Consider the following 21,203-nt stretch of genomic DNA (forward strand, 5'->3'; position numbering starts at 1 on the left):
TGACCTTTGACAGTTTTGTGTGGCTTGCCACGGAGGCGGCGATCGCCCGCTAGCCCGCGGTGATCCAGCCGTCGCCCAGCGACGACAGGCTGACGCCCACCAGGATGACCTGGCCGCCGCCCGTCATGCTGACCACCGTGTCCGCGCCGGCCTGGGCCACGGTATAGGTCGTGCCGGCGTCCAGCAGGACGCGGTCGCCCTGGGCGCGGCTGAAGTCGGTCACCCGGTCGATGCCCGCATCGCCGAAGCTGTGGAAGATGTCGGCGCCGGCCCCGCCCGTAACCGTGTCGTTGCCCTTGTCGCCCGAGACGTAGTCGTCGCCGGCGCCGCCGCGCACCAGGTCATTGTCCTGGCCGCCGCGGACGATGTCGTTCCCGTCGCCGCCCTCGCAGGTGTCGGCGCCGAGGTTGCCGTAGACGAGGTCATAGGCCGCGTCCCCCGACAGGCTGTCGTTGTCCTTGCCGCCCACGACCCAGTCCTCGCCCAGGCCGCCCGAGGCGGTGTCGGCGCCCATGTTGCCGTTGATGTCGTCGAAGCCCGAGCCGCCGGCGATCCGGTCGTCGCCCTCTTCGCCGCGCAGATAGTTGGCGCCGCTGGCGTCCGAGATCGTGTCGTTGCCAAGCCCGCCCCAGACGATGTCGCTACCCGCCCCACCGTCCAGGCTGTCGTCGCCGTCCCAGCCGTCGAGGTAGTCGTCGCCGCCGTTGCCCGCCAGGACGTTGCGCAGCACGCTGCCGTAGATCTCGTCGGCCTGCTCCGAACCGCGGGCGTCCTCGATGTCGCCCAGAAGCCAGGTGAGCGAGCCGGGAGCCTCCAGGTCGAGTTCATCGAGCGGCGTGGCGTAGCCGACCTTCACGGGGTCGTTCAGCGAGAACTGGTCGTCCGGTAGATAGATGTACCACCCGCGGATGGAGCCTTCGGCGCTCAGGATGTCTCGTCCCGACGCGTCCCATAGGGTCTCGTAGCGCCCGAGCGCGCGCAGGCTGTGGGTGTCGTCAGTCGCGTTGGTGGCCATGTTAGGGCCGTACAGGGCCCTCAGGGCCATCACGTCGAGGATCATCGGCGTGGCCGGATCGTAGAAGCGCTGGTCGTAGTCGTAGCTGTCGGAGTAGGCCATGATCGTGGCCCAGTCGACGTCGAGGTCCCCGAGGTCAAAGTCTTCCAACGTCGGGTGGCCCGTCCCTCCGTCGTCGAACGGGTGCTTCAGACCCAGGGCATGGCCGATCTCGTGCAGGAACACGAACCATCCCGCGCTGCCCGGATCGTAGCTGGGCAGGGTGATGGACGGGCTGTTGAAGTTCAGCACGACGTCGCCCGTGGCCCCTACGTAGGCGGTCTCGGAACTGCTGGTGGGGAAATAGGCCCGCGCCCAGAAATCGGTCGACGGAAAGGTCGTGGTGTTACCTGAGAGATAGAAATTGATCTCGCTGCCGCCTTGCACCGCGGCCGTCGGGTTGGCGAACGAGCCGACATAGTTGAACCGGACGTCGGCGTACCGCGAGAACGTCTCCAGCATCGCTGTGGCGTTCAGGATCGTCGTGGTGGGGGACGTCCAGGCTTCGCCATTGAAGCCGCCGGAGATCGACCAGTCGATCGAGCGGTCGGGGCCCAGGGTCCAGCGGAACCCCGTCGTCAGGGCGTCGATCAGGGGATCGCCAGTCGGCGGCGAAGGATCGCCGGACGGAATTGGATTGGCCATGGAACACCCCGCTAAGCAGGGGTTTAGGTCGGCACTCTTCCGATCCTTGCTACGCCCCCATCGGCAACCTGTAATGGAGCGGCCTAGCTTGGCAATAGCGAACGCGTCGCAGGCGAGTCGTGCCCCCGGCCCCTAGTTCTCGTCCATCTTGAGGGCGGCGATGAAGGCTTCCTGCGGGATCTCGACCTTGCCGAACTGGCGCATGCGCTTCTTGCCCTCCTTCTGCTTGTCGAGGAGCTTGCGCTTGCGGCTGGCGTCCCCGCCGTAGCACTTGGCCGTCACGTCCTTGCGCAGGGCGCGCACCGTCTCGCGGGCGATGATCCGGCCGCCGATCGCCGCCTGGATCGGGATCTGGAACATGTGCGGCGGGATCAGTTCCTTCATCTTCTCGACCATGCCGCGGCCGCGCTGCTCGGCCCGATCGCGGTGGACCAGCATGGAGAGCGCATCGACCGGCTCGGCGTTGACCAGGATCGACATCTTCACCAGGTCGCCCACCCGGTACTCCTCGATGGAGTAGTCGAAGCTGGCGTAGCCCTTCGAGATCGACTTCAGGCGGTCGTAGAAGTCGAACACCACCTCGTTCAGCGGCAGGTCGTAGACCACCATGGCGCGGGCCCCGACGTAGGAGAGCTCGCGCTGCTGGCCGCGGCGGTCCTGGCAGAGCTTGATGATCGCGCCGAGATAGTCGTCGGGCGTGAAGATTGTGGCCTTGATCCAGGGTTCGGAGATGTCGGCGATCTTGACGGGATCGGGCAGGTCGGCCGGGTTGTGCAACTCGATCTCGTCGCCATTGGTCAGCTTGACCTTGTAGACGACCGAGGGGGCCGTCGCGATCAGGTCCAGGTCGAACTCGCGGCTCAGCCGCTCCTGGATGATCTCAAGATGCAGGAGCCCCAGGAACCCGCAGCGGAAGCCGAAGCCCAGGGCCGCGCTGGTCTCCATCTCGTAGGTGAAGGAGGCGTCGTTCAGGCGCAGGCGGCCGATGGCCGCGCGCAGGTCCTCGAACTCGGCCGCGTCAACGGGGAAGAGGCCGCAGAACACCACGGGCTGCACTTCGCGGAAGCCGGGCAGGGCGGCGTCCGTGGGCCGGCGCTCGTCGGTGATGGTGTCGCCGACGGCGGCGTGCGCCACCTCCTTGATCGAGGCGGTGATGAAGCCGACTTCGCCGGGGCCGAGCTCGGCCAGGTCGGTCTGCTTGGGCTTGAACACGCCCAGGCGGTCGATCTGGTACTGGGCCCCGGTCTGCATCATCTTGACCTTCTGGCCGACCTTCAGGACCCCGTCGAAGACGCGGACCAGCACCACCACGCCCAGGTACTGATCGTACCAGGCGTCGACCAACAGGGCCTTCAGCGGTGCGTTCGGGTCGCCCTTGGGCGGCGGCAGGCGCTTCACCACGGCTTCGAGCACGTCGTGGATGCCGAGGCCCGACTTGGCCGAGCAGACGACGGCGTCCGAGGCGTCCAGGCCGATGACGTCCTCGATCTGCTGACGCACCCGCTCGGGCTCGGCGGCCGGCAGGTCGATCTTGTTCAGAACCGGGACGATCTCGTGGTTGTTGTCGATGGCCTGGTAGACGTTGGCCAGTGTCTGGGCCTCCACGCCCTGGGAGGCGTCCACCACCAGGATCGAGCCCTCGCAGGCAGCCAGCGAGCGGGAGACCTCGTAGGCGAAGTCGACGTGGCCGGGCGTGTCCATCAGGTTGAGGACATAGGTTTCGCCGTCGTCGGCCTTGTACTCCAGGCGGACGGTCTGAGCCTTGATGGTGATCCCGCGCTCGCGCTCGATGTCCATGTTGTCGAGCACCTGCTCGGTCATCTCGCGCTGGGTCAGGCCGCCGGTCTCCTGGATGAGGCGGTCGGAGAGCGTGGACTTGCCGTGGTCGATGTGCGCGACGATCGAGAAGTTGCGGATATGCGAAAGCGGGGTAGCCATGGGGCGCCCTCTAGCACATTCGCACGCGCGAGATAGCAGCCGGCCTGTCGCGGCCCGCCCCGAAGCTGCCGCGCGAACGTGGTTAATCGCCCGTTAAGGCGACCTTTGGCATCGAAGGCCGCTGGGGACGGGTGATTCACTTTCGGAGGCGAGAAGCGCCATGGACCGCCGCACACTCATCGTATCGGGCCTTGCGACCCTTGGCGCGCCGGCGATCGCCTGGGCGCAGCCGGTAAGCTCGCAGCCGCTGCCGCCGGCCGAAGGCCCGCCGCCGCCGAACAGCTCGCCCGCCTATCCCTCGGCTGGCCCGACGGGCGAGGCCGGGCCGAAGACCTACAGCCAGGACGAGATCGTCACGAACGTTTCCGACTTCCTGGGCGTCACGGCCGAGGCGGCTGGCGCGGCGGTCGAGCGGCTGTTCGCCAACAACGGGCGTCCCACGGCCTATATCGCCGGTGAAGAGGGCTCGGGCGCCATCGTCTTCGGCCTGCGCTACGGCCGTGGCCTGCTCTACATGAAGGATCGGGAGCCGATCGAGGTGTTCTGGCAGGGCCCGTCGGCCGGCTGGGACTTCGGCGGCAACGCCAGCCGCGTCTTCACCCTCTGCTATAATCTCCAGGTCCCTGAACTGATCTTCCAGCGCTACCCGGGCGTGGAAGGCTCCGCCTACCTGATCGGCGGCCTGGGCGTGAACTACCAGCGGGCCGAGGACGTGACCCTGGCGCCCATCCGCGCCGGCGTCGGCGTGCGCCTGGGCGCCAACGTCGGCTACCTAGCCTACACCCGGAAGCGGAACATCATTCCGTTCTAGCGCCCGTCCAGGGTGGCGCCGACGCGCTGGGTCGGGGTGTCGAAGAGGCCCCGGCCGGGCACGTGGTTCAGCTCCAGGCGGATGCCGTCAGGATCCTCGAACAGCACGGCGTAGTAGTCGGGCGCCCACGGCTCTTCCTGGGGCGGATGGACGATCCTGGCGCCGATCTCCAGCAGGAAGGCGTAGAGCGCGTCCACGTCGGTGCGTTCGCGGGCGCGCCAGCAGTGATGGTGCAAGCCCACCCGGAATTGCACGAAGCGCTCGCCTGCGTGCTCCGGATCCGGCCGGCGTATGCCGAAGCCTGTGCGGCCGCCCACGCAGTAGTAGGTGTCCGGACTATCCGCCACCTCGCGCATCCCCAGGAATGGCAGCAGCTGGCGATAGAAGGCCACCGAGCGCTCGAAGTCGCCCGCGGTGATGAAGGTGTGCGCGACGCCATTGATCTCCATGTGCGGAACGATGCGCCGCTGGACGCGGCGGGTGTCAATACATAAGCATTGACTTATGAATAAGTGGGCGCTTATGAGTTCGGCATGGACAGCGCCGCAGAGCTTTTTCGCACCCTGGCCGATGGCACGCGTCGCGGCCTCTTCGAACGACTCGCCCGCGATGGGGAGCTGAGCGTCTCGGCGCTCACCGCCGGGGCGGGCGTCTCGCAGCCGGCCGTCTCGCAGCACCTGAAGGCGCTGCGCGGGGTCGGGCTGGTCGAGGAGACGCGGGTTGGCCGTACGGTCCTCTACCGCGCGAACGCGAAAGGCCTGCGGCCGCTGTTCGACTGGATGGGCTTCTACGCCCGCTTCTGGGATGCGCGGTTCGACGCCCTGGAAGACACCCTCAACCGCATGGACCAATAGAGATGAGCCGTTCCGTCGTCGTCGAGCGCGAGATCCCGCATGCCCCGGAGAAGGTCTGGCGCGCCCTGACCGAGGGCCCGCTGATCGAGGACTGGCTGATGTCGAACGATTTCGCCCCTGTCGTCGGCCACCGGTTCCGCTTCCGCGGCCAGCCCGCGCCGCCGCACTGGGACGGTATCGTGGAGGCCGAAGTGCTGGCGGTCGAGCCGCCCAGCCGCCTCGCCTATACCTGGGTCGCCGGCGGCCTCTCCACGGAGGTAACGTGGACCCTGACGGCCACCGACCGCGGGGCGCACGTGCGGATGGAGCAGTCGGGCTTCGGCCCCGACGACACCCGCAACGCCGCCGGCGCCACCTATGGCTGGCAGCGCAACCTCGAGGCCCTCGAGCGGGTGGTGGGAGGGCTGTCATGACGGCCGCCCGCTATCATCCGCTGCTCGTCGCCCTGCACTGGGTCGTGGCGGTGTTGATCCTCGGCATGCTGGCGATCGGCTTCCTCGTCATCGCGCCCATGTCGGCCGACGATCCCGCCAAGATCGGGGTGCTGAAGCTGCACATGGCCACGGGCGCCCTGATCCTGGCCCTGATGCTGGCCCGCGTGATCGTGCGCTGGCGGACGCAGGCGCCCGAAAATCCGCCCGTGGCGCGGTTGGCGCACCTTGGCCTCTACCTGCTGATCTTCGCCCTCATCGGCGCCGGCTTCGCGACCGCTGTCCTGACCGGCGTGAACCTGGTGGTGTTCGGGGCGCCCGGCCAGTCGCTGCCCGCGGGACTGGAGCATTTCCCGACCCGCGTGGCGCACGTCTGGCTGGCGATCGCCCTGGCGCTGCTGATCGCCTGGCACTTGGGGGCCGCGGCCTTCCACCGGATCGCCAGTCGCCGGGCCGAGGAGGCCGGGGAGCGCGCCTGACGCTCCCCGCGACCGCTAGCCTCGCAGCTTCGCGCCCACTGCCTTCTCGGCCGCGGCGACGATCCGGCCGGAGAGGCCCTCGATCTCGCCGTCGGTGAGGGTCTTCTCCCGCGGCTGCACGACCACCTCCACCGCGACCGACTTCATCCCTTCCGGGACGCCCTGGCCGGCGTAGACGTCGAAGACCCGCGCCTCGGCGATCAAGGTCTTATCCGCGCCGAGGATCGGGCGCACCAGATCGCCGGCGGGGGTCTCGGCGGAGACCAGGAACGCGAAGTCGCGCCGCAGCGGCATCAGGTGCGAGAGCTCCAGCGCCGGCTTGGTCTTCACGCCCTTCTTCTTCGGCTCGGGGATGGCGTCCAGGTTCAGTTCGAACGCCAGCATCGGCCCGTCGGCGTCGATGGCCTTCAGCACCCGCGGGTGCAGCTCACCGAACTCGGCGACCACGACCTTGGGGCCAAGCTGCAGGCGGGCCGAACGGCCGGGGTGCCACCAGGCGGCGTTCTGGCCTTGGACCACCTGCAGCGTGGGGGCGCCGATCTCCTCCAGCAGGGCCAGCAGGTCGGCCTTCAGCTCGAACAGCGGGTCGCCGCCGCTCTTGGCCCAATGCTTGGGCGCGTGCGGGGCCAGCAGCGCGGTGACGGCGGTCCACTGGTCAGCCGGCTGATCGCCGCGGAAGTTCGGGCCCACCTCGAAGATGGCTGCGTCGGCGAAGCCCTTGCGGGCGTTGCGGGCGGCCGCGTCGATCAGGTTGGCCAGGGCGGTGGGCCGCATCGTCGACAGGTCGGCCGCGATGGGGTTGGTCAGGACCAGCTTCTCGTCGCCGCCGCCGAACATCTCGGCCCAGTCCCGGCGCATGAAGCTCCAGGTCACCGCCTCGGCGAAGCCGCGGGCGGCCATCAGGCGGCGGGCGTCGCGCATCCGGCGCTGGCGGACAGTCAAGGCGCCGCCCACGGGTCGGGCGATCTCCGGCAGGGGCTCCACCGGCAGGCTGTCGAAGCCCTCGATGCGGGCGACTTCCTCGACCAGGTCGGCCTTGCCCTCCACGTCGCGGCGCCAGGACGGCGGGGTCACGGCATCGCCGTCCACTTCGAAGCCCAGCTTGGTCAGGATCTCGTCGATGCGCGCCGGCCCGACGTCCAGGCCCGAGAGCTTCTTCACATAGCCGCGGTCGAAGGCGATGGCGGCCGGCGGCGCCGGCGCGTGCCCGGCGACGCGGACCTCCGAGGCCTCGCCGCCGCACAGGTCGAGGATCAGGCGGGTGGCCAGCTCGATCCCGGGGACTACCGAGTCCGGATCCACCCCGCGGGCGAAGCGGTACTGGGCGTCCGAGGTGATGCCGGTGGCGCGGCCGGTCTGGGCCGTGCGGATCGGATCGAACCAGGCGCTCTCCAGGAACACCTCGGTCGTTTCTTCGGAGCAGCCCGTCGACTCGCCGCCCATGACGCCGCCCAGGCCGATCGGACGCTCGCCGTTCGCATCGGCGATGACGCTCATCTCGGAGCCGAGGTCGTAGGTCTTGCCGTCCAGGGCGATGAGCTGCTCGTCGTGATGCGGCGCCGGCGAGGGCGCGTCCGAGCTCGCCTCGGCCGTGCCGCGGCCCAGCCTGGCGGTGATCACATTGCCCACCAGCTTGGCCCGGTCATAGACGTGCAGCGGCCGGGCGCGGTCGTAGGTGATCAGGTTGGTGATATCGACCAGCGTGTTGATGGGGCGCAGGCCGACGCTCGCCAGGCGGCGCTGCAGCCACGCCGGCGAGGGGCCGTTCTTCAGCCCACGGATCACCCGGCCGGCGAACACCGGGCAGGCGTCGCCGTCCACGCGGATCTCGATTTCGCAGGGGAATGTCCCCGGGACGGGCGCGACCGTATCCGGCTTCAGCGTGCCCAGGCCCGCGGCGGCGAGGTCGCGGGCGATGCCCCGCACGCCCAGCCAGTCGGGCCGGTTGGGGGTGACCTCGAAGTCGATGGCCGCCTCCAGGCCGAAGGCCTCCACGGCGCTGGCGCCGACGGGCAGGCTGTCGGGCAGCTCGACGATGCCGTCGGACTCCTCGGCGATCTCCAGCTCCTTGGCCGAGCAGAGCATGCCGTTGGAGACCACGCCGCGGACCGGCCGCGCTTCCAACGTGACGCCCGAGCCGGGCACATAGGCCCCGATCGGGGCGTAGATGGTCGTCAGGCCCGCCCGCGCGTTCGGCGCGCCGCAGACGATCTCCAGCCGCCCGTCCTTGGTGTCGACCTGGCAGACCCGCAGCTTGTCGGCGTTGGGGTGCTGCACCGCCTCGACGATCTTGCCCACGGTGAAGGCGGCCAGCGTCTTGCCGGGGTCTTCCACGTGCTCGACCTCGAGGCCGGCCATGGTCATGGCCTCGACCACCTGGTCCACGGTGGCGGAAGTGTCGAGGTGCTCCTTGAGCCAGGAGAGGGTGAACTTCATCGGCGGGCTCCTTCGCCCAAAGTCTTGGCGTCCAGGGTCTCGACCAGGCGGAACCGTTCGCACCAGAGCATCATGTCCGGAGCAAAGCCGCCGTTGCGGGTGAAATAGGCGCGGTGGCCTTCGCGCCAGTCTTCGAGGCACTCGTCGCCCTCGCCCTCGGCGAGGGCGAAGGTCCAGCCGACCTCGTTGAAGCGCAGCTGCTCCAGCGACACGGTCTCGATGACCGCGCGTGGCTGGCCGGCGCCGTCATTGACCACCATGCGCTTGCCGATCTCGGTCTGCTGGCCGTCGCGCACCGACCAGCAGGTGGCCGTCTTCGCGCCCGACAGCACGAAGCCCAGCAGTCGGTCGGCCATGTCGGGGCTGTCGCCGAAGGCGAAGCTCTCCAGCGACCGCCAGTCGTTGCCCGAGCCGTCCATCACGAAAGGCCCGTGGCGGTGTTCGGCGCCTGGAAGGCCGAGAAGCCGTAGTGCTCGAGCCAGCGGACGTCCGAGGCGAACATGTCGCGCAGGTCAGGCATCCCGTACTTCAGCGTCCCCAGCCGGTCGATGCCGAAGCCGAAGGCGAAGCCCTGCCACTGGTCGGGGTCGAGGCCGCAGTTGCGGAGCACGTTCGGGTGCACCATCCCGCAGCCGACGATCTCCATCCAGTCCGCGCCCTGGCCGATCTTCACGTCCGCGCCCGAGCGGTCGCAGCGGACGTCCATCTCGGCCGACGGCTCGGTGAACGGGAAGTGGTGCGGCCGGAACCGGGTCTCGACCATCGGGGTCTCGAAATACCGGCTGATGAAGGTGTCCAGCGTCCACTTCAGGTGGCCCATGTGGATGTTCCGGTCGATGACCAGGCCTTCCATCTGGTGGAACATCGGCGTGTGGGTGGCGTCGCTGTCCGAGCGATAGGTGCGGCCCGGCACGATCACGCGGATCGGCGGCTCCTGGCCGTTGGCGATCCAGCTGGGCAGCTTTTCGTTCAGCCGCTGCATGACGCGCACCTGCACCGGGCTGGTGTGGGTCCGCAGCACGCGCCGCTCGCCGTGCTCGTCCTCGGGCAGCCAGAAGGTGTCGTGCATCTCCCGCGCTGGGTGCTTGGGCGGGAAGTTCAGCGCCGTGAAGTTGTGGAAATCGTCCTCGATGTCCGGGCCTTCGGCCAGGCTGAAGCCCATGTCGGCGAAGACGGCGATCATCTCGTCCAGCACCTGCATCGTGGGGTGCACGCGGCCCTTGCGCTCCGGCGGCGCCGGCAGGGACAGGTCGACCCGCTCCGACGCCAGCTTGGCGTCGAGCTCGGCGGTCTCTAAGGCGGCCTTGCGGGCGGCGATAGCGGCCGAGACCGCATCGCGCAGGCCGTTGATCTTGGGCCCCTGCTCGCGCCGCTCGTCGGGCGACAGCTTGCCCAGGGTCTTGAGCAGTTCGGAGACGGAGCCGGTCTTGCCGAGGGCCTCGACGCGGATGGCTTCCAGGGCGGCCAGGTCGGCGGCGGCGCCGACGCGCGCCGTGAGCTCGGCTTCCAGTTGGGTCAGGTCGGTCATGGAACCGGTGTCCTAGATGACGTTCGTTTCAAGTGGAACCCGCTCCTCCCCTGAACCGAAGAGTTCGGGGGAGGGGGACCACGACGTGGTGGAGGGGGCGCTAGGCGGCGGCTCTGAGCCCGCGGCCTAGCGCCCCCTCCGTCGGCTTCGCCGCCACCTCCCCCGTCCTCTTCGGGACGGGGGAGAAGCGAGGCAGCAAAAAGCCCCCCGGCGGTTCGGCCGGAGGGCTTCTTGAAAGCGTCAGGATCGAGACGATCCCAGGCCTTAAGCCAGCGCGGCGCGAACCTTGTCGGCGATGGCCTTGAAAGCGGTCGGATCGGCGCCGGCGACGTCGGCGAGAACCTTGCGGTCCATTTCGATCCCGGCCTTCTCAAGGCCGTGGATAAACTGCGAGTAGGTGAAGCCTTCCAGGCGCGCCGCCGCGTTGATCCGCTGGATCCACAGCGAGCGGAAGTTGCGCTTCCGGACCTTGCGGTCGCGGTAGGCGTACTGGCCGGCCTTGTCCACGGCCGCCTTGGCGGTGCGGATGGTGTTCTTGCGGCGCCCGTAGAAGCCCTTGGCTTGCTCGAGAACCTTCTTGTGCTTGGCGTGGGCGGTGACGCCCCTTTTCACGCGTGCCATCTGTCAGTTCTCCTTAGAGGCCGTAGGGGAGCCAGAGCTTGATAATTTTCGTATCAGCTTCGCTCATCACCTTGGTGCCGCGGTTCTGACGGATGTACTTGGCGTTGTGGCTGATGAGGCGGTGGCGCTTGCCGGCCACGCCGGCCTTCAGCTTGCCAGACGCCGTCATCTTGAAGCGCTTCTTCACGCCCGACTTGGTCTTCAGTTTGGGCATTTCACGTCGGGCCCCGAAGGTCCCGTCCTCTGGTCGTGTTGATGAACCGCCCTGGCATGCCTTGGGGCCAGGCGGTTCCGAAGGGGCGGGCTAGTAGACGAAAGGGGGGCGGAATGCAAGGCGGCGCCATGCTTTCCCGGGATTTACCCCATCTCTTAAAGGTCGGTTACCCGAGGCCTCCTAAAAGAGCGCATCGGCCGCGAACTGCGGCCTGAGGAGACGAGAATGTCGAGCACGACCCCCGCGGCTTCGATCGCATCGCAACCGCCCGTCCCCTACACGCCGCCCGTCCGGACCGAGCAGCCCCAGCAGGACGCCAAGGCGGCCGAGCGGAGCGCCAAGGTCACGGAGCTGACCCAGACGGCCGTCGCGGCGCAGTCGGCGAAGGAAGTCGGCAAGGGCCTGGTGATCGACCTCAAGATCTAGGCCAGTCGCGGCGTCCGCTGGATCACCGCCCAGGCGAACCACAGCGCCGGCAGGATCAGCAGGGCCGAGAACGCGAAGGGCGCGCCTGGCGCCACCAGCGAGAAGAGCTGGCCGGCCACCACCGGCCCGCCGATCCGCGCCAGCGCCATACCGCTCATATTGAGGCCCAGCATCTCGCCCTGCCGGTCGGGCGGGGCCGCGCGCGAGATCAGCGCGCTGATGTTGGGAAAGCAGATGGACTGCCCCAGACAGACCAGGGCGAAACCCAGCATGGCCACGGGCCAGGTGGGCGACAGCCCTTGCGTGACCAGGCCCAGCCCCATGAAGGCCAGGCCGCCGGTCAGCGTGCGCGCTTCCCCATAGGTCCGCGCCAGGCGCCCCGAGAGCCACCCCTGGCACACGGCGCCCAGAAGGCCGATGACCATGAAGGCGAAGCCGATCTGGCGCGGCCCCCAGCCGAAGCGCTGCTCCGTCCACAGGCCGTAGGTCGCCTCGATACCAGCGAAGCCCACCACGACGATGAAGCTGACCAGGATCACCCGGCTGATGATCGGGTCGGCGAAGCCCTCCCGCAGGCCGGCGGCGCGCACCCGCTTTTGCGGGGCGGCGTTCGCAGGGCGGCTCTCGCGCACGAACAGGATCACCGCCAGGGCCGAAGCCAGGGCGAAGCCTGCGGCCACCAGAAGGGGTAGCTGGAAGCCCAGGGCGCCGCGGCTGGGCTGGGCCAGGAAGCCGCCGATGGCCGGGCCGGTCATGAAGCCGGCGCTGAACGCCGAGCCCATGATCCCCATGCGCTGGGCGCGCTTCTCGGGCGGGGTGATGTCGGCCAGGGCGCCCTGCAGGGTGGAGATGTTGCCGGCGAAGATGCCGGTGAGGAACCGCAGGGCGAAGGCGACCCAGATGTTCGGCGCGAAGGCCAGCGCCGCATAGCTCAGCCCCACCATGGCGATGGTGACGATCAGCACCGGCCGCCGCCCGATCCGGTCCGACAGCTTTCCCCAGAACGGCTCGCCGATGAACTGGCCCACCGAAAACGCCGAGAACAGCAGGGTCACCTGCCAGGCCGGCGCGTCGAACGCCTGGGCGAAGAAGGGCAGCAGGGGGATCACCAGGCCGAAGCCGGCGATCATCAGGAAGATCACCGTCAAGAGGATGACGAGCGCGCGGCGTTCCTCCGTCAGGCCCATGCGCGGCGCGGGAGCGGGGGGCAGATCCGTCATTCCGGCGCCTTCCCGGTCTGGGCCTGTCGCCAGGCCTGGGCTCTGCGGGCGGCGATGACGGCCAGCCAGATCGAAGGCGCCACGATGATCGCACCCAGGATGAAGGGCCCGTCCAGGCTGACGTGGGCGAAGGCGAGGCCGGCGCAGAACGGCCCCGCCACGCGCGCAGCCGCGCCCATGGCGTTGTTGAGGCCCAGGATCTGTCCCTGGCGATCCGGCGGCGCCGTCTCGGAGATCAACGCGCTGACATTGGGCCAGGCCACGGACTGGCCGATAGCGGTCAGGCACATCAGCGCGATCACCATGCCCGGATGGAAGGCGAACGGCTGGAGCGCCTGGCCGACCAGAGTGATGGTCATGCCGACGGCCAGCATGGCCCCGGGACCGAAGCGCTCGGCCATCGGTCCCGTGATGAAGGTCTGGGTGAAGGCCGCAGCCACGCCGACAAAAGCGAAGCAGAGGCCGATCTCCTTCGGCCCCCAGCCGAACTTCGCCTGGGTCCAGAGGCCGAAGGTGGACTCGATCCCGGTGAAGGCGAAGCCCACCAGGAAGGTCAGCAGCATCAGGCGGCCGATTACCGGGTGGCGCACGGCCTCGCCGGTGGCGGCCCAGCGGTTTGGCCGCTCGGTGACGGTCGGCTGCCGGTCCCGGCTTTCGCGGATGAACAGCACGATGGAGATCGCCGACAGGGCGGACAGCCCCGCACAGATGAACAGGGGGATCTGGAAGCCGATCGGGCCGGATTCCGGGTGGGCGAACAGGCCGCCCACCGACGGGCCGACGATCAGGCCGACGTTCCACGCCGCGCCCATGTAGCCCATCACCCGCGGCCGCTTCTCCGGCGGCGTCACGTCCGAGATGTAGCCCTGGATCACCGCGCCGTTGCCGCTGGCCAGGCCGCCCACGAAACGGATCGCCAGCGCCGCCCAGACGTTCGGCGCGAAGGCCAGCGCCAGGTAGCAGAGGAAGTTTCCGCACAGGGTCGAGATCAGCAGCGGTTTGCGGCCGTACTTGTCCGAGAGCCGGCCCCAGAACGGCTCGCCGAAAAAGCCGCCCGCCGCGTAGGCCGAAAACACCAGCGCGATCTGCCAGGGCTCGGCGTCGAACGACTTGGCATAGAAGGGCAGCAACGGGACGATGATCCCGAAGCCCAGCATGTTGATAAAGATCACGGCGATCAGCGACGGCGCCGCCATGGCAGACGGTGTCGCCTGCCGCGGCGGGGCGTCGGACATGTGAACGGTGTTAGGACGCCCGCGCGCGGGCGGCAAGCACGGGACGCGACCTTTGCTCGATACCCCACCGGCCATGGGCGGGAGGCCACAGTGTCACATTGAGCGTTCGGGCGGCTGGAGGTGCTGGAGCGGTCCCTCGGCCCGGAAGAGCAGGGGGAACAGGTCGGTCCATCTCGGATTTTCCCGCTCGATCAGGTTCACCTTCCACTCGCGCTTGTACTTCTTGAGCGACTTCTCGCGCCGGATCGCAGTGACGATGCTGTCGTGTTCTTCGAACCACACCAGGCGCTTCACCCCATAGCGCTTCGTGAAGCCGTCGGCCGAACCGTCCCGATGCTGCGCGACGCGACTGTGGAGGTCGCTCGTCACGCCGACGTAGAGCGTGCCGTGCTGTCGGCTGGCCATGATGTAGACTGCGTTCACCATCCCCTCCAACGCTCGTCATGGCCGGGCTGGTCCCGGCCATCCAGATACGCGGAGGTTAGCAGGCTGCCGTCGAAGCCTCAGCTTCACACAGACGCGCCCGTGCTTCTGGATGGCCGGGACAAGCCCGGCCATGACGAGCAGAGGGAGCTAGGGGTTCTGCCGCTTGAGCTCTGCGCGGAAGGCCGCTTCCTGCCGGCCGTAGAAGGCCTTGCAGCCGGCCGGGTCGACGAAGGCCTCGAGATGGCCGGCCTCGAGCGCCTTCTTCTTGTTCGCTAGGCCGAAGAACATGGCGTGCGAGCCCAGGAAGACCTCGCAGGGTAGCGCCTTCCAGGTGGCGAAGCTGCGTTCGTAGTCGGCGGTCTGCCCGGGGTAGGTCTCGGTCTTGCCCAGCTTGTAGCCCGGCAGGACCGAGGAGGAGCAGTGCACCAGCGCCTGGCGCACCTTGCCGGCCACGGTGACCGGGAACGTCCAGGTGGTGCAGCCCTGGGTGTGTCCGCCGGTGACGTGGGCCGTCAGCGTCCAGCCGCCGAGCGTCACCTTCTGCTTGTCCTTCAGGATCACGGCCGGCTGCACCGGCTCGTAGTAGAAGCGCTCGCCCTTCAGGAAGGGGTCGCCGCGGCCGCCCGCCGCGATGATCGGTCCGTCCGCGGCGCTGGCGTAGAGCTTCGCCGCCGGCGCCGCCGCCTTCAGCGCCGCCAGGCCGGCGGCGTGGTCGAAGTGCTGGTGAGTGTTGAGCAGGATCTTCACCTTCGCCGGGTCGAAGCCCAGCGTGCGGATGTTGGCGAGGATCTGCTTGCCGGTCTCGGCGCTGCCGCCATCCAGCACGATCAGGCCGGCCCGGGTGGCGATCAGATAGGACGCATAGTCGACGGAGCCCACGTAGTAGAGCCCCTCGCCGATCTTGAACGGCGCGGCAGGCGCATCGGGCTTGTCGGCCGCGAGCGCAGGCGAAACGAAAGCGGCCGTCCCAAGGACGGCCGCGCTCAGAATTCCGTAAGCCGTGGCTTTCAACCGAACGCTCGCTATCGCGGGGCCAGGATCATGATCATCTGGCGGCCTTCCATGCGAGGCTCGTACTCCACCTTGGCGACCGGCTCGAAATCGGCCTTCACCTTCTGGAGCAGCTTCATCCCCAGTTCCGGGTGGGCCAGTTCGCGGCCGCGGAAGCGCAGGGTGATCTTCACCTTGTCGCCCTCCTCGAAGAAGCGGTGCATCGACTTCGCCTTGACCTCGTAGTCATGGACGTCGATGTTCGGCCGGAGTTTGATCTCCTTGATCTCTACGACCTTTTGCCGCTTGCGCGCCTCGTTCTTCTTCTTCTGTTCCTGGAACTTGAACTTGCCGTAGTCCAGGATCTTGCAGACGGGCGGATCCGCGTTCGGGACGATCTCCACGAGATCGAGACCCGCTTCCTCGGCGGCTTCGATGGCGGCGGAGGTGGGCATGACGCCCTGCTTCTCACCGTGCTGATCGATGAGCAGGACCCGGGGGACGCGGATGTCTTCGTTCATGCGCGGCCCTTCCTTGACGGGCGGCGCTTGCATGGGGCGGCGAATAGGCAGTGCTCCGGACTGTTGAAACGCGAAAAACGCCGGGCGCGGGGCGCTCCGGTCGTTCCGGCTAGTATATGACGCGCGGGCCCCGTCGTATCAAGGCGCGGCAGAGGGGGTAGGGGCCAAAGAATTGGCCGCCTGCGCCACTTGAGCCACAGGCAGGTCGGCCAGGTTCTCGGCCCGCAGGATCGCCACCCGGCCACGCGGGGCCGAAAGGGCGGGGTCGGACGCCTTCGAGAACAGCACGATAGTGGGGGCTCCGCCGGCCGCCGCCAGGTGCAGCGGCCCGGTGTCGTTGCCCACGGCGAGCGCGGCCTTCGCGCCCAGCCGGGCGACCGAGGCGAAGTCCGTCCGCCCGGTGAGGTCGCGGGCGCGCGGCACGGCACGCTGGATCGCGTGGGCCAGGTCGGACTCGGCCGGCCCACCGATCACCACGATGTCGAACCCGCGCGAATAGAGGATGCGGGCCAGTTCGGAATAACGCTCCACCGGCCAGCGCTTCTCGGGTCGGTGGGCCGAGCCGCCGGGCACGAAAATCACATAAGGGCGGGGCTTGTTGGCGCCGGGAACGGGCCGGTCGGGCGGGGCCGACTTCATGATCCAGGACAGGTCCGGCGGCGGCGCCGTCCCTGGCTCGGTCGGCGCGTCTTCCCAGATGCCGGCGTACATCAGTTGGTCGGCCTGCCGCTCCAGCGTGTGCATCCCGTTCCGCAGCGGGTTCTTGTGCGGCAGCGAGCAGCCGAAGGCCACGCCGGACCAGGGCGGCGGCCCGGGGCGCAGGAGCTGGAAGATGCGGTTCGACTGCGCCGAGGTCTGCAGATCGTAAACGCGGGCGTAGTTCGCATCCTTGATCCGCTTCCGGAGCGCCATCCACTCGGGGAAGCTCTCGGGACGCCCGCCGATGTCCACGGCGTTGAAATAGGGGCAGATCCGCGCCAGGGCCTCGAAGGGCGGCGTGGTCAGGAGCGTGATGTGCGCCTTGGGATGCGCCTGGCGGATCTTCTTCATGGCCGCCAGCGCCAGGACGAAGTCGCCGAGGGCGGACAGCTTGATGATCAGAATCCGCTCGACATGCCGGGGCATCAGGCGCGGGCCTCCAGCACCCGTTCGTAGGCGGCGAGGGTCTGGTCGCACATGGTCTCGGCGGAATAGAGCTGCCGGGCACGCTTGCGGCCCACTTCGCCCATCTCCAGGCGCTTGGCTGGGCCCAGGTCGATGGCGCGAGCGAGGGCGTCGGCCCAGGCTTGCGGGTCCTCGACGGGCGCCAGCCAACCGGTCACCCCGTCCAGCACCGTCTCGGTGACCCCGCCGTGGTTGGAGGCGATGACGGTCCGGCCCATGGCCTGCGGCTCCACCGCCGCGCGGCCGAAGCTTTCGGGCACGTTGGTCGGCAGGATGGCGAGGTCGGCCAGCAGGTAGGCTGCCGGCATGTCGTCGCAATGGCCGACGAGCTTCACGGCGTCGCCCAGGCCCGCGGCGTCGATGGCGGCCTGGACCTCGGCGGCGTAGCCCGTCCGCCCCTGGTGGTCGCCGGCGAACAGGATCTGAAAGTCGCGCCGTCCCGCCGCAGCCAGCCGCCGGGCCGCCTCGACGATCATCAGGTGGCCCTTGATGCGGGTCACGCGGCCCGCCAGCAGGATCTGGGTGCGATGGTCGTTGGGCTCCAGGCCCCAGGCGGCGCGCAGCCCCTCGATCCGGTTGGCCGTGACGAAGGTCGGGTCGAACCGTTCGAAGTCGACCCCGCGCGGGATGGTGACCAGCTTCTCGGGATCGATGTCGTGTTCCGCGAGCACGTGATCGCGGGTGTAGTCCGAGTTGGCGATCACCAGATCACCGCGGGTCATGATCGCATTGTACCAGCGCTTGAGGCCGGACTGCGCCTTGTAGACCCCGTGGTAGGTGGCGACGAACGGCGTGCCGGTCGTCTTGGCGGCCCAGAGCGCGGAAAAGGCGGGTGCGCGACTACGGGCGTGGACGATCGAGACCTTTTCCTGGCGGATCAGCGTCACCAGGCGCGCCGCGTTGCCCAGCATCACCAGCGGATTCTTGGTCTGCACCGGCATCTGGGCCAGGCGCCCCCCATCGGCTTCCAGGCGCGCGACCATGCGCCCGCCGCGCGTGGCCACGAGGGCCGTGCCGCCTGCGCGGACCACGGCCTTGGCGACCTCGATCGTGCTCTGTTCCGCGCCGCCGGTCTCCAGTTCGGGGACCACCTGCAGCAGGGTGAAATCGGGGGGTAGGGACACGAGGCCTTCTCTAAACTGAGTTGCGCCCACCTGCTAAGGGTCACGCATGAGTGAGATCGAAGGATTCCTCGACCGGCCCGACGGCTCGCGGCTCGCCTGGCGGCTGGTGGAAGGTGCAGGGCCCACCGTGGTCTGGCTGGGTGGCTTCAAGTCGGACATGACCGGGACGAAGGCTGAGGCCCTCGCCGACTGGGCCTTGGCGCAGGGACGGGCCTACGTCCGGTTCGACTACTTCGGCCACGGGGCGTCTTCCGGCGACTTCGCGGAGGGCACGATCACCCGCTGGCGCGAGGACGCCATCGCGGTGCTGAACGAGCTGACCGCCGGTCCGCTGGTGCTGGTGGGGTCGTCCATGGGCGGCTGGATCGCCTGCCTGGCGGCCATGGCCCTTCCGCCGCGGGTGGCGGCCATGGTGCTGATCGCGCCCGCCCCTGACTTCACCGAAAAGCTGATGGCGCCCGAGATTCCGCCTGAGGGCCGCGCGGCCCTGGCCGCCAACGGGGTCTGGCTGCGGCCGTCCGAATACGGGGATCCCTATCCGATCACCCGCAACCTGCTGGAAGACGGCGCCCGGTGGTCGATCCTGGGCGGCGAGCCGATCCCCATCCAGATCCCCGTGCGAATCCTGCAGGGCGGCGAGGATCCCGACGTGCCCTGGCGCCACGCCCTGGAACTGGCCCAGGGCCTGAAGGGCGACGACGTGGTGTTCACCCTGATCAAGGACGGCGACCACCGTCTGTCCCGACCGCAGGACATCGCGCGCCTGATCGCGGTGGTGGAAGAGTTCTAGTTCCTCCCGCGCTGGGGGAGGTGGCGCGTAGCGCCGGAGGGGGCTTCCACTCAAATCGATCGTTCTGAGCGGAAGCCCCCTCAGCCGGCGTTCGCCGGGAGCTCCCCCAGCGGGGGCGCAAGTATCGCCGCCAGCCCTTCGCGATAGGTCGGGTACCGCGGCCGCCATCCCAGCTCCGCCTTGGCGCGGGCGTTCGAGACGCGCTTGCTCTCGGCATAGAAGCGCATGGCGGCGGGCGTCAGCTGCGCGTCCTCGAGCCGGACCTCGGGCGGCGGCTCCAGGCCCAGGAGGCGGGCGGCGTGGGCGATGACCTCGCTGTTGGGCGCCGGCTCGTCGTCGCACAGGTTATAGGCCGCGCCGGCCCGGGGGCGGGCGATGGAAGCCTCGAGCCCCGCCGCCAGATCGTCCACGTGGATGCGCGAGAACACCTGGCCCTCGGCGACGATGCGCCGGGCGCGTCCCTCACGCAGCCGGTCGAAGGCGGAGCGGCCCGGGCCGTAGATGCCGGGCAGGCGGAAGACGCAGACGGTGAGGCCCATCCCGCGGCCGACCTCCCACCAGTCCCGTTCGGCGCCGACCCGTCGCGCGCCCTCGACCGATTGGGCGGCCAGGCGGCTCTCCTCGGTGACCCAGCCGCCGCGGCGGTCGCCGTAGACGCCGGTGGTGGAGAGATAGCCTATCCAGTCCGGAAAGGCGCCGGCCTGGGCCAGCGGTCCGACCAGGCTGTTGAGCCCGGGACAGCCCTGCGGGCCGGGCGGAGCGGTGACGAGGAGGGCGCTGGCGCGGGACAGCGCCTCCGTCACCGCGTCCCGGTCGCCCAGGTCCACGCCGCGATGGCCGTCGGCGGCGATCCGCGCCGCGCCGGCGTCGTCACGGTAGGTGGCGAAAACCTCCCAGCCCTTGCCGGCCATCCGCCGGGCCATCGCCCGGCCGGAAAACCCATAGCCGAAGAGGAAGAGGCGCACCGGGTCCTTACAGCAGGGCCGCGATGGCCTTGCGCGCGTCGGCGGCCAGGTCGGGGCGGGCCAGGGCGAAGGCGACATTGGCGCGCAGCAGGCCGATCTTGTCGCCGCAGTCGTAGGTGGTCCCCTCGTACTCCAGGGCGTGGAAATCCTGGGTTTTCATGAGGCCCGCCATCCCGTCGGTGAGCTGAATCTCCCCGCCGGCGCCCCGCTCCTGGGTCTCCAGGATGTTGAAGATCTCGGGCTGCAGGACGTAGCGGCCCGAGATGAAGAGGTTCGAAGGCTCGGTTCCCGGCGCAGGTTTCTCGACCATGCCGGTCATACGGTTCAGCCGCCCGTCCTGCCCGTCCAGGGCGACGATTCCGTACTTGTGAGCCTCGCCCTCGGGCGCCGGCTCGACCACCACGATGTTGCCGCCCTTCTGCTCGTAGGCGGCGACCGCCTGGGCGAGGGCCGGGGGCTTCGCCATCATCAGCATGTCGGGCAGCATCACCGCGAAGGGCTCGTCGCCGATCACGTCGCGGGCGCACCACACCGCGTGGCCCAAGCCCAGCGGCGCCATCTGGCGGATGAAGCTCATCTGGCCCGGCTGCGGCAGGTCGCGGCGAAGGTCGGCCAGGATCTCGGTCTTGCCCTTGGCTTCCAGGATGCCTTCGACCTCGGGGCTGGCGTCGAAATAGTCCTCGATCGCGCCCTGGCCGCGGCCGACGATAAACACGAAGTGCTCAATGCCGGCGGCCCGGCCTTCCTCGACGATGTAGCTGAGGATCGGACGGTCCACGACGTTCAAAAGGTTCTTCGGCGTCGTCTTGGCGCCCGGCAGGACCCGGGTGCCCAGCCCCGCCACCGGCAGGACGGCCTTCCTCACGCGCTTCGCCATCAATCCCTCCGCATGCTCCTCTGCGATCCCTAATGCGTTCTGCGGAGGCAGGGCGAGAATTTTTGGCGACGGTGTCGCGATCACGATTTTGAGATCGCACGAAGTTGTGTAGGTTCGCCTCGTCGGGGATTCACCCCACGGGGAGCCTACTCAATGAAGCTTCGCATTCTGACCGTCGCCACCGCCGGCGTCCTGGCCCTGAGCCTCGCCGCTTGCCAAAAGAAAGAAGAAGCCGCTCCGGCCGAAGCCCCGGCCGCTGACGCCGCTGCTGTTCCGGCTGCCGATCCGGCCGCCGTGGCTCCGCCCGCCGACGCCGCGGCCACGCCGCCGGCCGACGCCGCCGCTGCTCCGCCCGCCGACGCTGGCGCGATGTCCGCCACGCCGCCGGCCGCCGAGCCGGAAAAGAAGTAAGCCTTCTCTCCAAGAGATCGCTTGGAAGCGGCCGTCCCTCTGG

At 69.0% G+C, this 21,203-nt stretch carries 24 protein-coding genes; 7 read left to right on the top strand and 17 right to left on the bottom strand.

All coding sequences use genetic code 11. From position 1 onward, the window contains the following. Positions 1-49: 49 nt before the first annotated feature. Complete coding sequence (locus A2790_RS06625; RefSeq protein ID WP_293389055.1) at positions 50-1,699, bottom strand: M10 family metallopeptidase; 1,650 nt, start codon at positions 1,697-1,699, stop codon at positions 50-52. A 132-nt stretch (positions 1,700-1,831) separates the two neighbouring features. Further along, positions 1,832-3,637, bottom strand: a complete 1,806-nt coding sequence (gene lepA, locus A2790_RS06630; protein WP_293389058.1) for a translation elongation factor 4 — start codon at positions 3,635-3,637, stop codon at positions 1,832-1,834. 160 nt (positions 3,638-3,797) lie between these two features. Here lepA and A2790_RS06635 point away from each other — a divergent pair, with 160 nt between their 5' ends. After that, positions 3,798-4,448, top strand: a complete 651-nt coding sequence (locus A2790_RS06635) for a DUF1134 domain-containing protein (protein WP_293389061.1) — start codon at positions 3,798-3,800, stop codon at positions 4,446-4,448. Here the strand turns inward: A2790_RS06635 and A2790_RS06640 are convergent. Further along, positions 4,445-4,897, bottom strand: coding sequence for a VOC family protein (locus A2790_RS06640; RefSeq protein ID WP_293389064.1), 453 nt, complete (start codon positions 4,895-4,897; stop codon positions 4,445-4,447). The genes A2790_RS06635 and A2790_RS06640 overlap by 4 nt on opposite strands. 84 nt (positions 4,898-4,981) lie before the next feature. On the opposite strand from A2790_RS06640, the gene A2790_RS06645 reads away from it, so the two are divergent. From A2790_RS06645 to A2790_RS06655, 3 genes are read left to right on the top strand one after another with little or no spacing between them, the layout of a single operon-like run. Further along, positions 4,982-5,302, top strand: a complete 321-nt coding sequence (locus tag A2790_RS06645) for a metalloregulator ArsR/SmtB family transcription factor (RefSeq protein WP_293389067.1) — start codon at positions 4,982-4,984, stop codon at positions 5,300-5,302. Between the two features lie 2 nt (positions 5,303-5,304). Next, positions 5,305-5,715, top strand: a complete 411-nt coding sequence (locus A2790_RS06650) for an SRPBCC domain-containing protein (RefSeq protein ID WP_293389070.1) — start codon at positions 5,305-5,307, stop codon at positions 5,713-5,715. Next, entirely contained in the window at positions 5,712-6,212 is a 501-nt protein-coding gene (locus A2790_RS06655) for a cytochrome b/b6 domain-containing protein (RefSeq protein ID WP_293389073.1), read from the top strand. Before A2790_RS06650 ends, A2790_RS06655 begins: the two co-directional genes overlap by 4 nt. 15 nt (positions 6,213-6,227) lie before the next feature. Here the strand turns inward: A2790_RS06655 and pheT are convergent, their stop codons facing one another. The 5 genes from pheT to rpmI form a co-directional block, all read right to left on the bottom strand. After that, on the bottom strand, positions 6,228-8,648 hold the full coding sequence (gene pheT, locus A2790_RS06660; RefSeq protein WP_293389075.1) for a phenylalanine--tRNA ligase subunit beta: 2,421 nt from the start codon (positions 8,646-8,648) through the stop codon (positions 6,228-6,230). Next, a complete protein-coding gene (locus tag A2790_RS06665) occupies positions 8,645-9,067 on the bottom strand; it encodes an ASCH domain-containing protein (RefSeq protein ID WP_293389306.1) in 423 nt (140 codons plus the stop codon). Before A2790_RS06665 ends, pheT begins: the two co-directional genes overlap by 4 nt. After that, positions 9,067-10,176 (bottom strand): phenylalanine--tRNA ligase subunit alpha, encoded by a 1,110-nt coding sequence (pheS, locus tag A2790_RS06670; protein WP_293389079.1) that lies wholly within the window; start codon positions 10,174-10,176, stop codon positions 9,067-9,069. The genes A2790_RS06665 and pheS overlap by 1 nt, the downstream gene beginning before the upstream one ends. A gap of 264 nt (positions 10,177-10,440) precedes the next feature. After that, a complete protein-coding gene (gene rplT, locus A2790_RS06675; protein WP_293389082.1) occupies positions 10,441-10,797 on the bottom strand; it encodes a 50S ribosomal protein L20 in 357 nt (118 codons plus the stop codon). Positions 10,798-10,810: 13 nt separating this feature from the next. Beyond that, positions 10,811-11,011, bottom strand: a complete 201-nt coding sequence (rpmI, locus tag A2790_RS06680; RefSeq protein WP_068875274.1) for a 50S ribosomal protein L35 — start codon at positions 11,009-11,011, stop codon at positions 10,811-10,813. A 225-nt stretch (positions 11,012-11,236) separates the two neighbouring features. Between rpmI and A2790_RS06685 the strand changes: the two genes are divergently transcribed. After that, complete coding sequence (locus A2790_RS06685; protein WP_293389088.1) at positions 11,237-11,437, top strand: hypothetical protein; 201 nt, start codon at positions 11,237-11,239, stop codon at positions 11,435-11,437. Here the strand turns inward: A2790_RS06685 and A2790_RS06690 are convergent. From A2790_RS06690 to A2790_RS06720, 7 genes are all read right to left on the bottom strand, one after another. Beyond that, a complete protein-coding gene (locus A2790_RS06690; RefSeq protein ID WP_293389091.1) occupies positions 11,434-12,657 on the bottom strand; it encodes an MFS transporter in 1,224 nt (407 codons plus the stop codon). The genes A2790_RS06685 and A2790_RS06690 overlap by 4 nt on opposite strands. Beyond that, a complete protein-coding gene (locus A2790_RS06695) occupies positions 12,654-13,967 on the bottom strand; it encodes an MFS transporter (RefSeq protein ID WP_363080516.1) in 1,314 nt (437 codons plus the stop codon). Before A2790_RS06695 ends, A2790_RS06690 begins: the two co-directional genes overlap by 4 nt. An 18-nt stretch (positions 13,968-13,985) precedes the next feature. Continuing rightward, complete coding sequence (locus A2790_RS06700) at positions 13,986-14,315, bottom strand: GIY-YIG nuclease family protein (protein ID WP_363080518.1); 330 nt, start codon at positions 14,313-14,315, stop codon at positions 13,986-13,988. 150 nt (positions 14,316-14,465) lie between these two features. Further along, positions 14,466-15,329: a subclass B3 metallo-beta-lactamase gene (gene bla, locus A2790_RS06705; protein ID WP_293389100.1), complete on the bottom strand. Its 864-nt coding sequence runs from the start codon at positions 15,327-15,329 to the stop codon at positions 14,466-14,468. Positions 15,330-15,340: 11 nt separating this feature from the next. Beyond that, entirely contained in the window at positions 15,341-15,862 is a 522-nt protein-coding gene (gene infC / locus A2790_RS06710; RefSeq protein ID WP_293389103.1) for a translation initiation factor IF-3, read from the bottom strand. A 105-nt stretch (positions 15,863-15,967) separates the two neighbouring features. Then, the gene (locus A2790_RS06715) at positions 15,968-16,954 is read right to left on the bottom strand and encodes a glycosyltransferase family 9 protein (RefSeq protein ID WP_293389106.1); all 987 of its coding nucleotides are present in this window, start codon (positions 16,952-16,954) and stop codon (positions 15,968-15,970) included. Continuing rightward, the gene (locus A2790_RS06720; protein WP_293389108.1) at positions 16,954-18,117 is read right to left on the bottom strand and encodes a glycosyltransferase family 4 protein; all 1,164 of its coding nucleotides are present in this window, start codon (positions 18,115-18,117) and stop codon (positions 16,954-16,956) included. Before A2790_RS06720 ends, A2790_RS06715 begins: the two co-directional genes overlap by 1 nt. Positions 18,118-18,163: 46 nt before the next feature. Between A2790_RS06720 and A2790_RS06725 the strand changes: the two genes are divergently transcribed. Continuing rightward, complete coding sequence (locus A2790_RS06725; RefSeq protein ID WP_293389110.1) at positions 18,164-18,907, top strand: alpha/beta hydrolase; 744 nt, start codon at positions 18,164-18,166, stop codon at positions 18,905-18,907. Positions 18,908-18,987: 80 nt separating this feature from the next. Here A2790_RS06725 and A2790_RS06730 read toward each other — a convergent pair whose 3' ends face one another. Together A2790_RS06730 and A2790_RS06735 are read right to left on the bottom strand one after the other, a co-directional pair. Beyond that, the gene (locus tag A2790_RS06730; RefSeq protein ID WP_293389112.1) at positions 18,988-19,872 is read right to left on the bottom strand and encodes an SDR family oxidoreductase; all 885 of its coding nucleotides are present in this window, start codon (positions 19,870-19,872) and stop codon (positions 18,988-18,990) included. A 7-nt stretch (positions 19,873-19,879) separates the two neighbouring features. Then, positions 19,880-20,749 (bottom strand): UTP--glucose-1-phosphate uridylyltransferase, encoded by an 870-nt coding sequence (locus tag A2790_RS06735; protein WP_068875265.1) that lies wholly within the window; start codon positions 20,747-20,749, stop codon positions 19,880-19,882. 153 nt (positions 20,750-20,902) lie between these two features. On the opposite strand from A2790_RS06735, the gene A2790_RS06740 reads away from it, so the two are divergent. Then, the gene (locus A2790_RS06740; RefSeq protein WP_293389116.1) at positions 20,903-21,160 is read left to right on the top strand and encodes a hypothetical protein; all 258 of its coding nucleotides are present in this window, start codon (positions 20,903-20,905) and stop codon (positions 21,158-21,160) included. The last annotated feature ends 43 nt before the right edge of the window (positions 21,161-21,203 follow it).

The sequence above is a fragment of the Phenylobacterium sp. RIFCSPHIGHO2_01_FULL_69_31 genome, from assembly GCF_001824475.1.
Classification (GTDB): domain Bacteria; phylum Pseudomonadota; class Alphaproteobacteria; order Caulobacterales; family Caulobacteraceae; genus Phenylobacterium.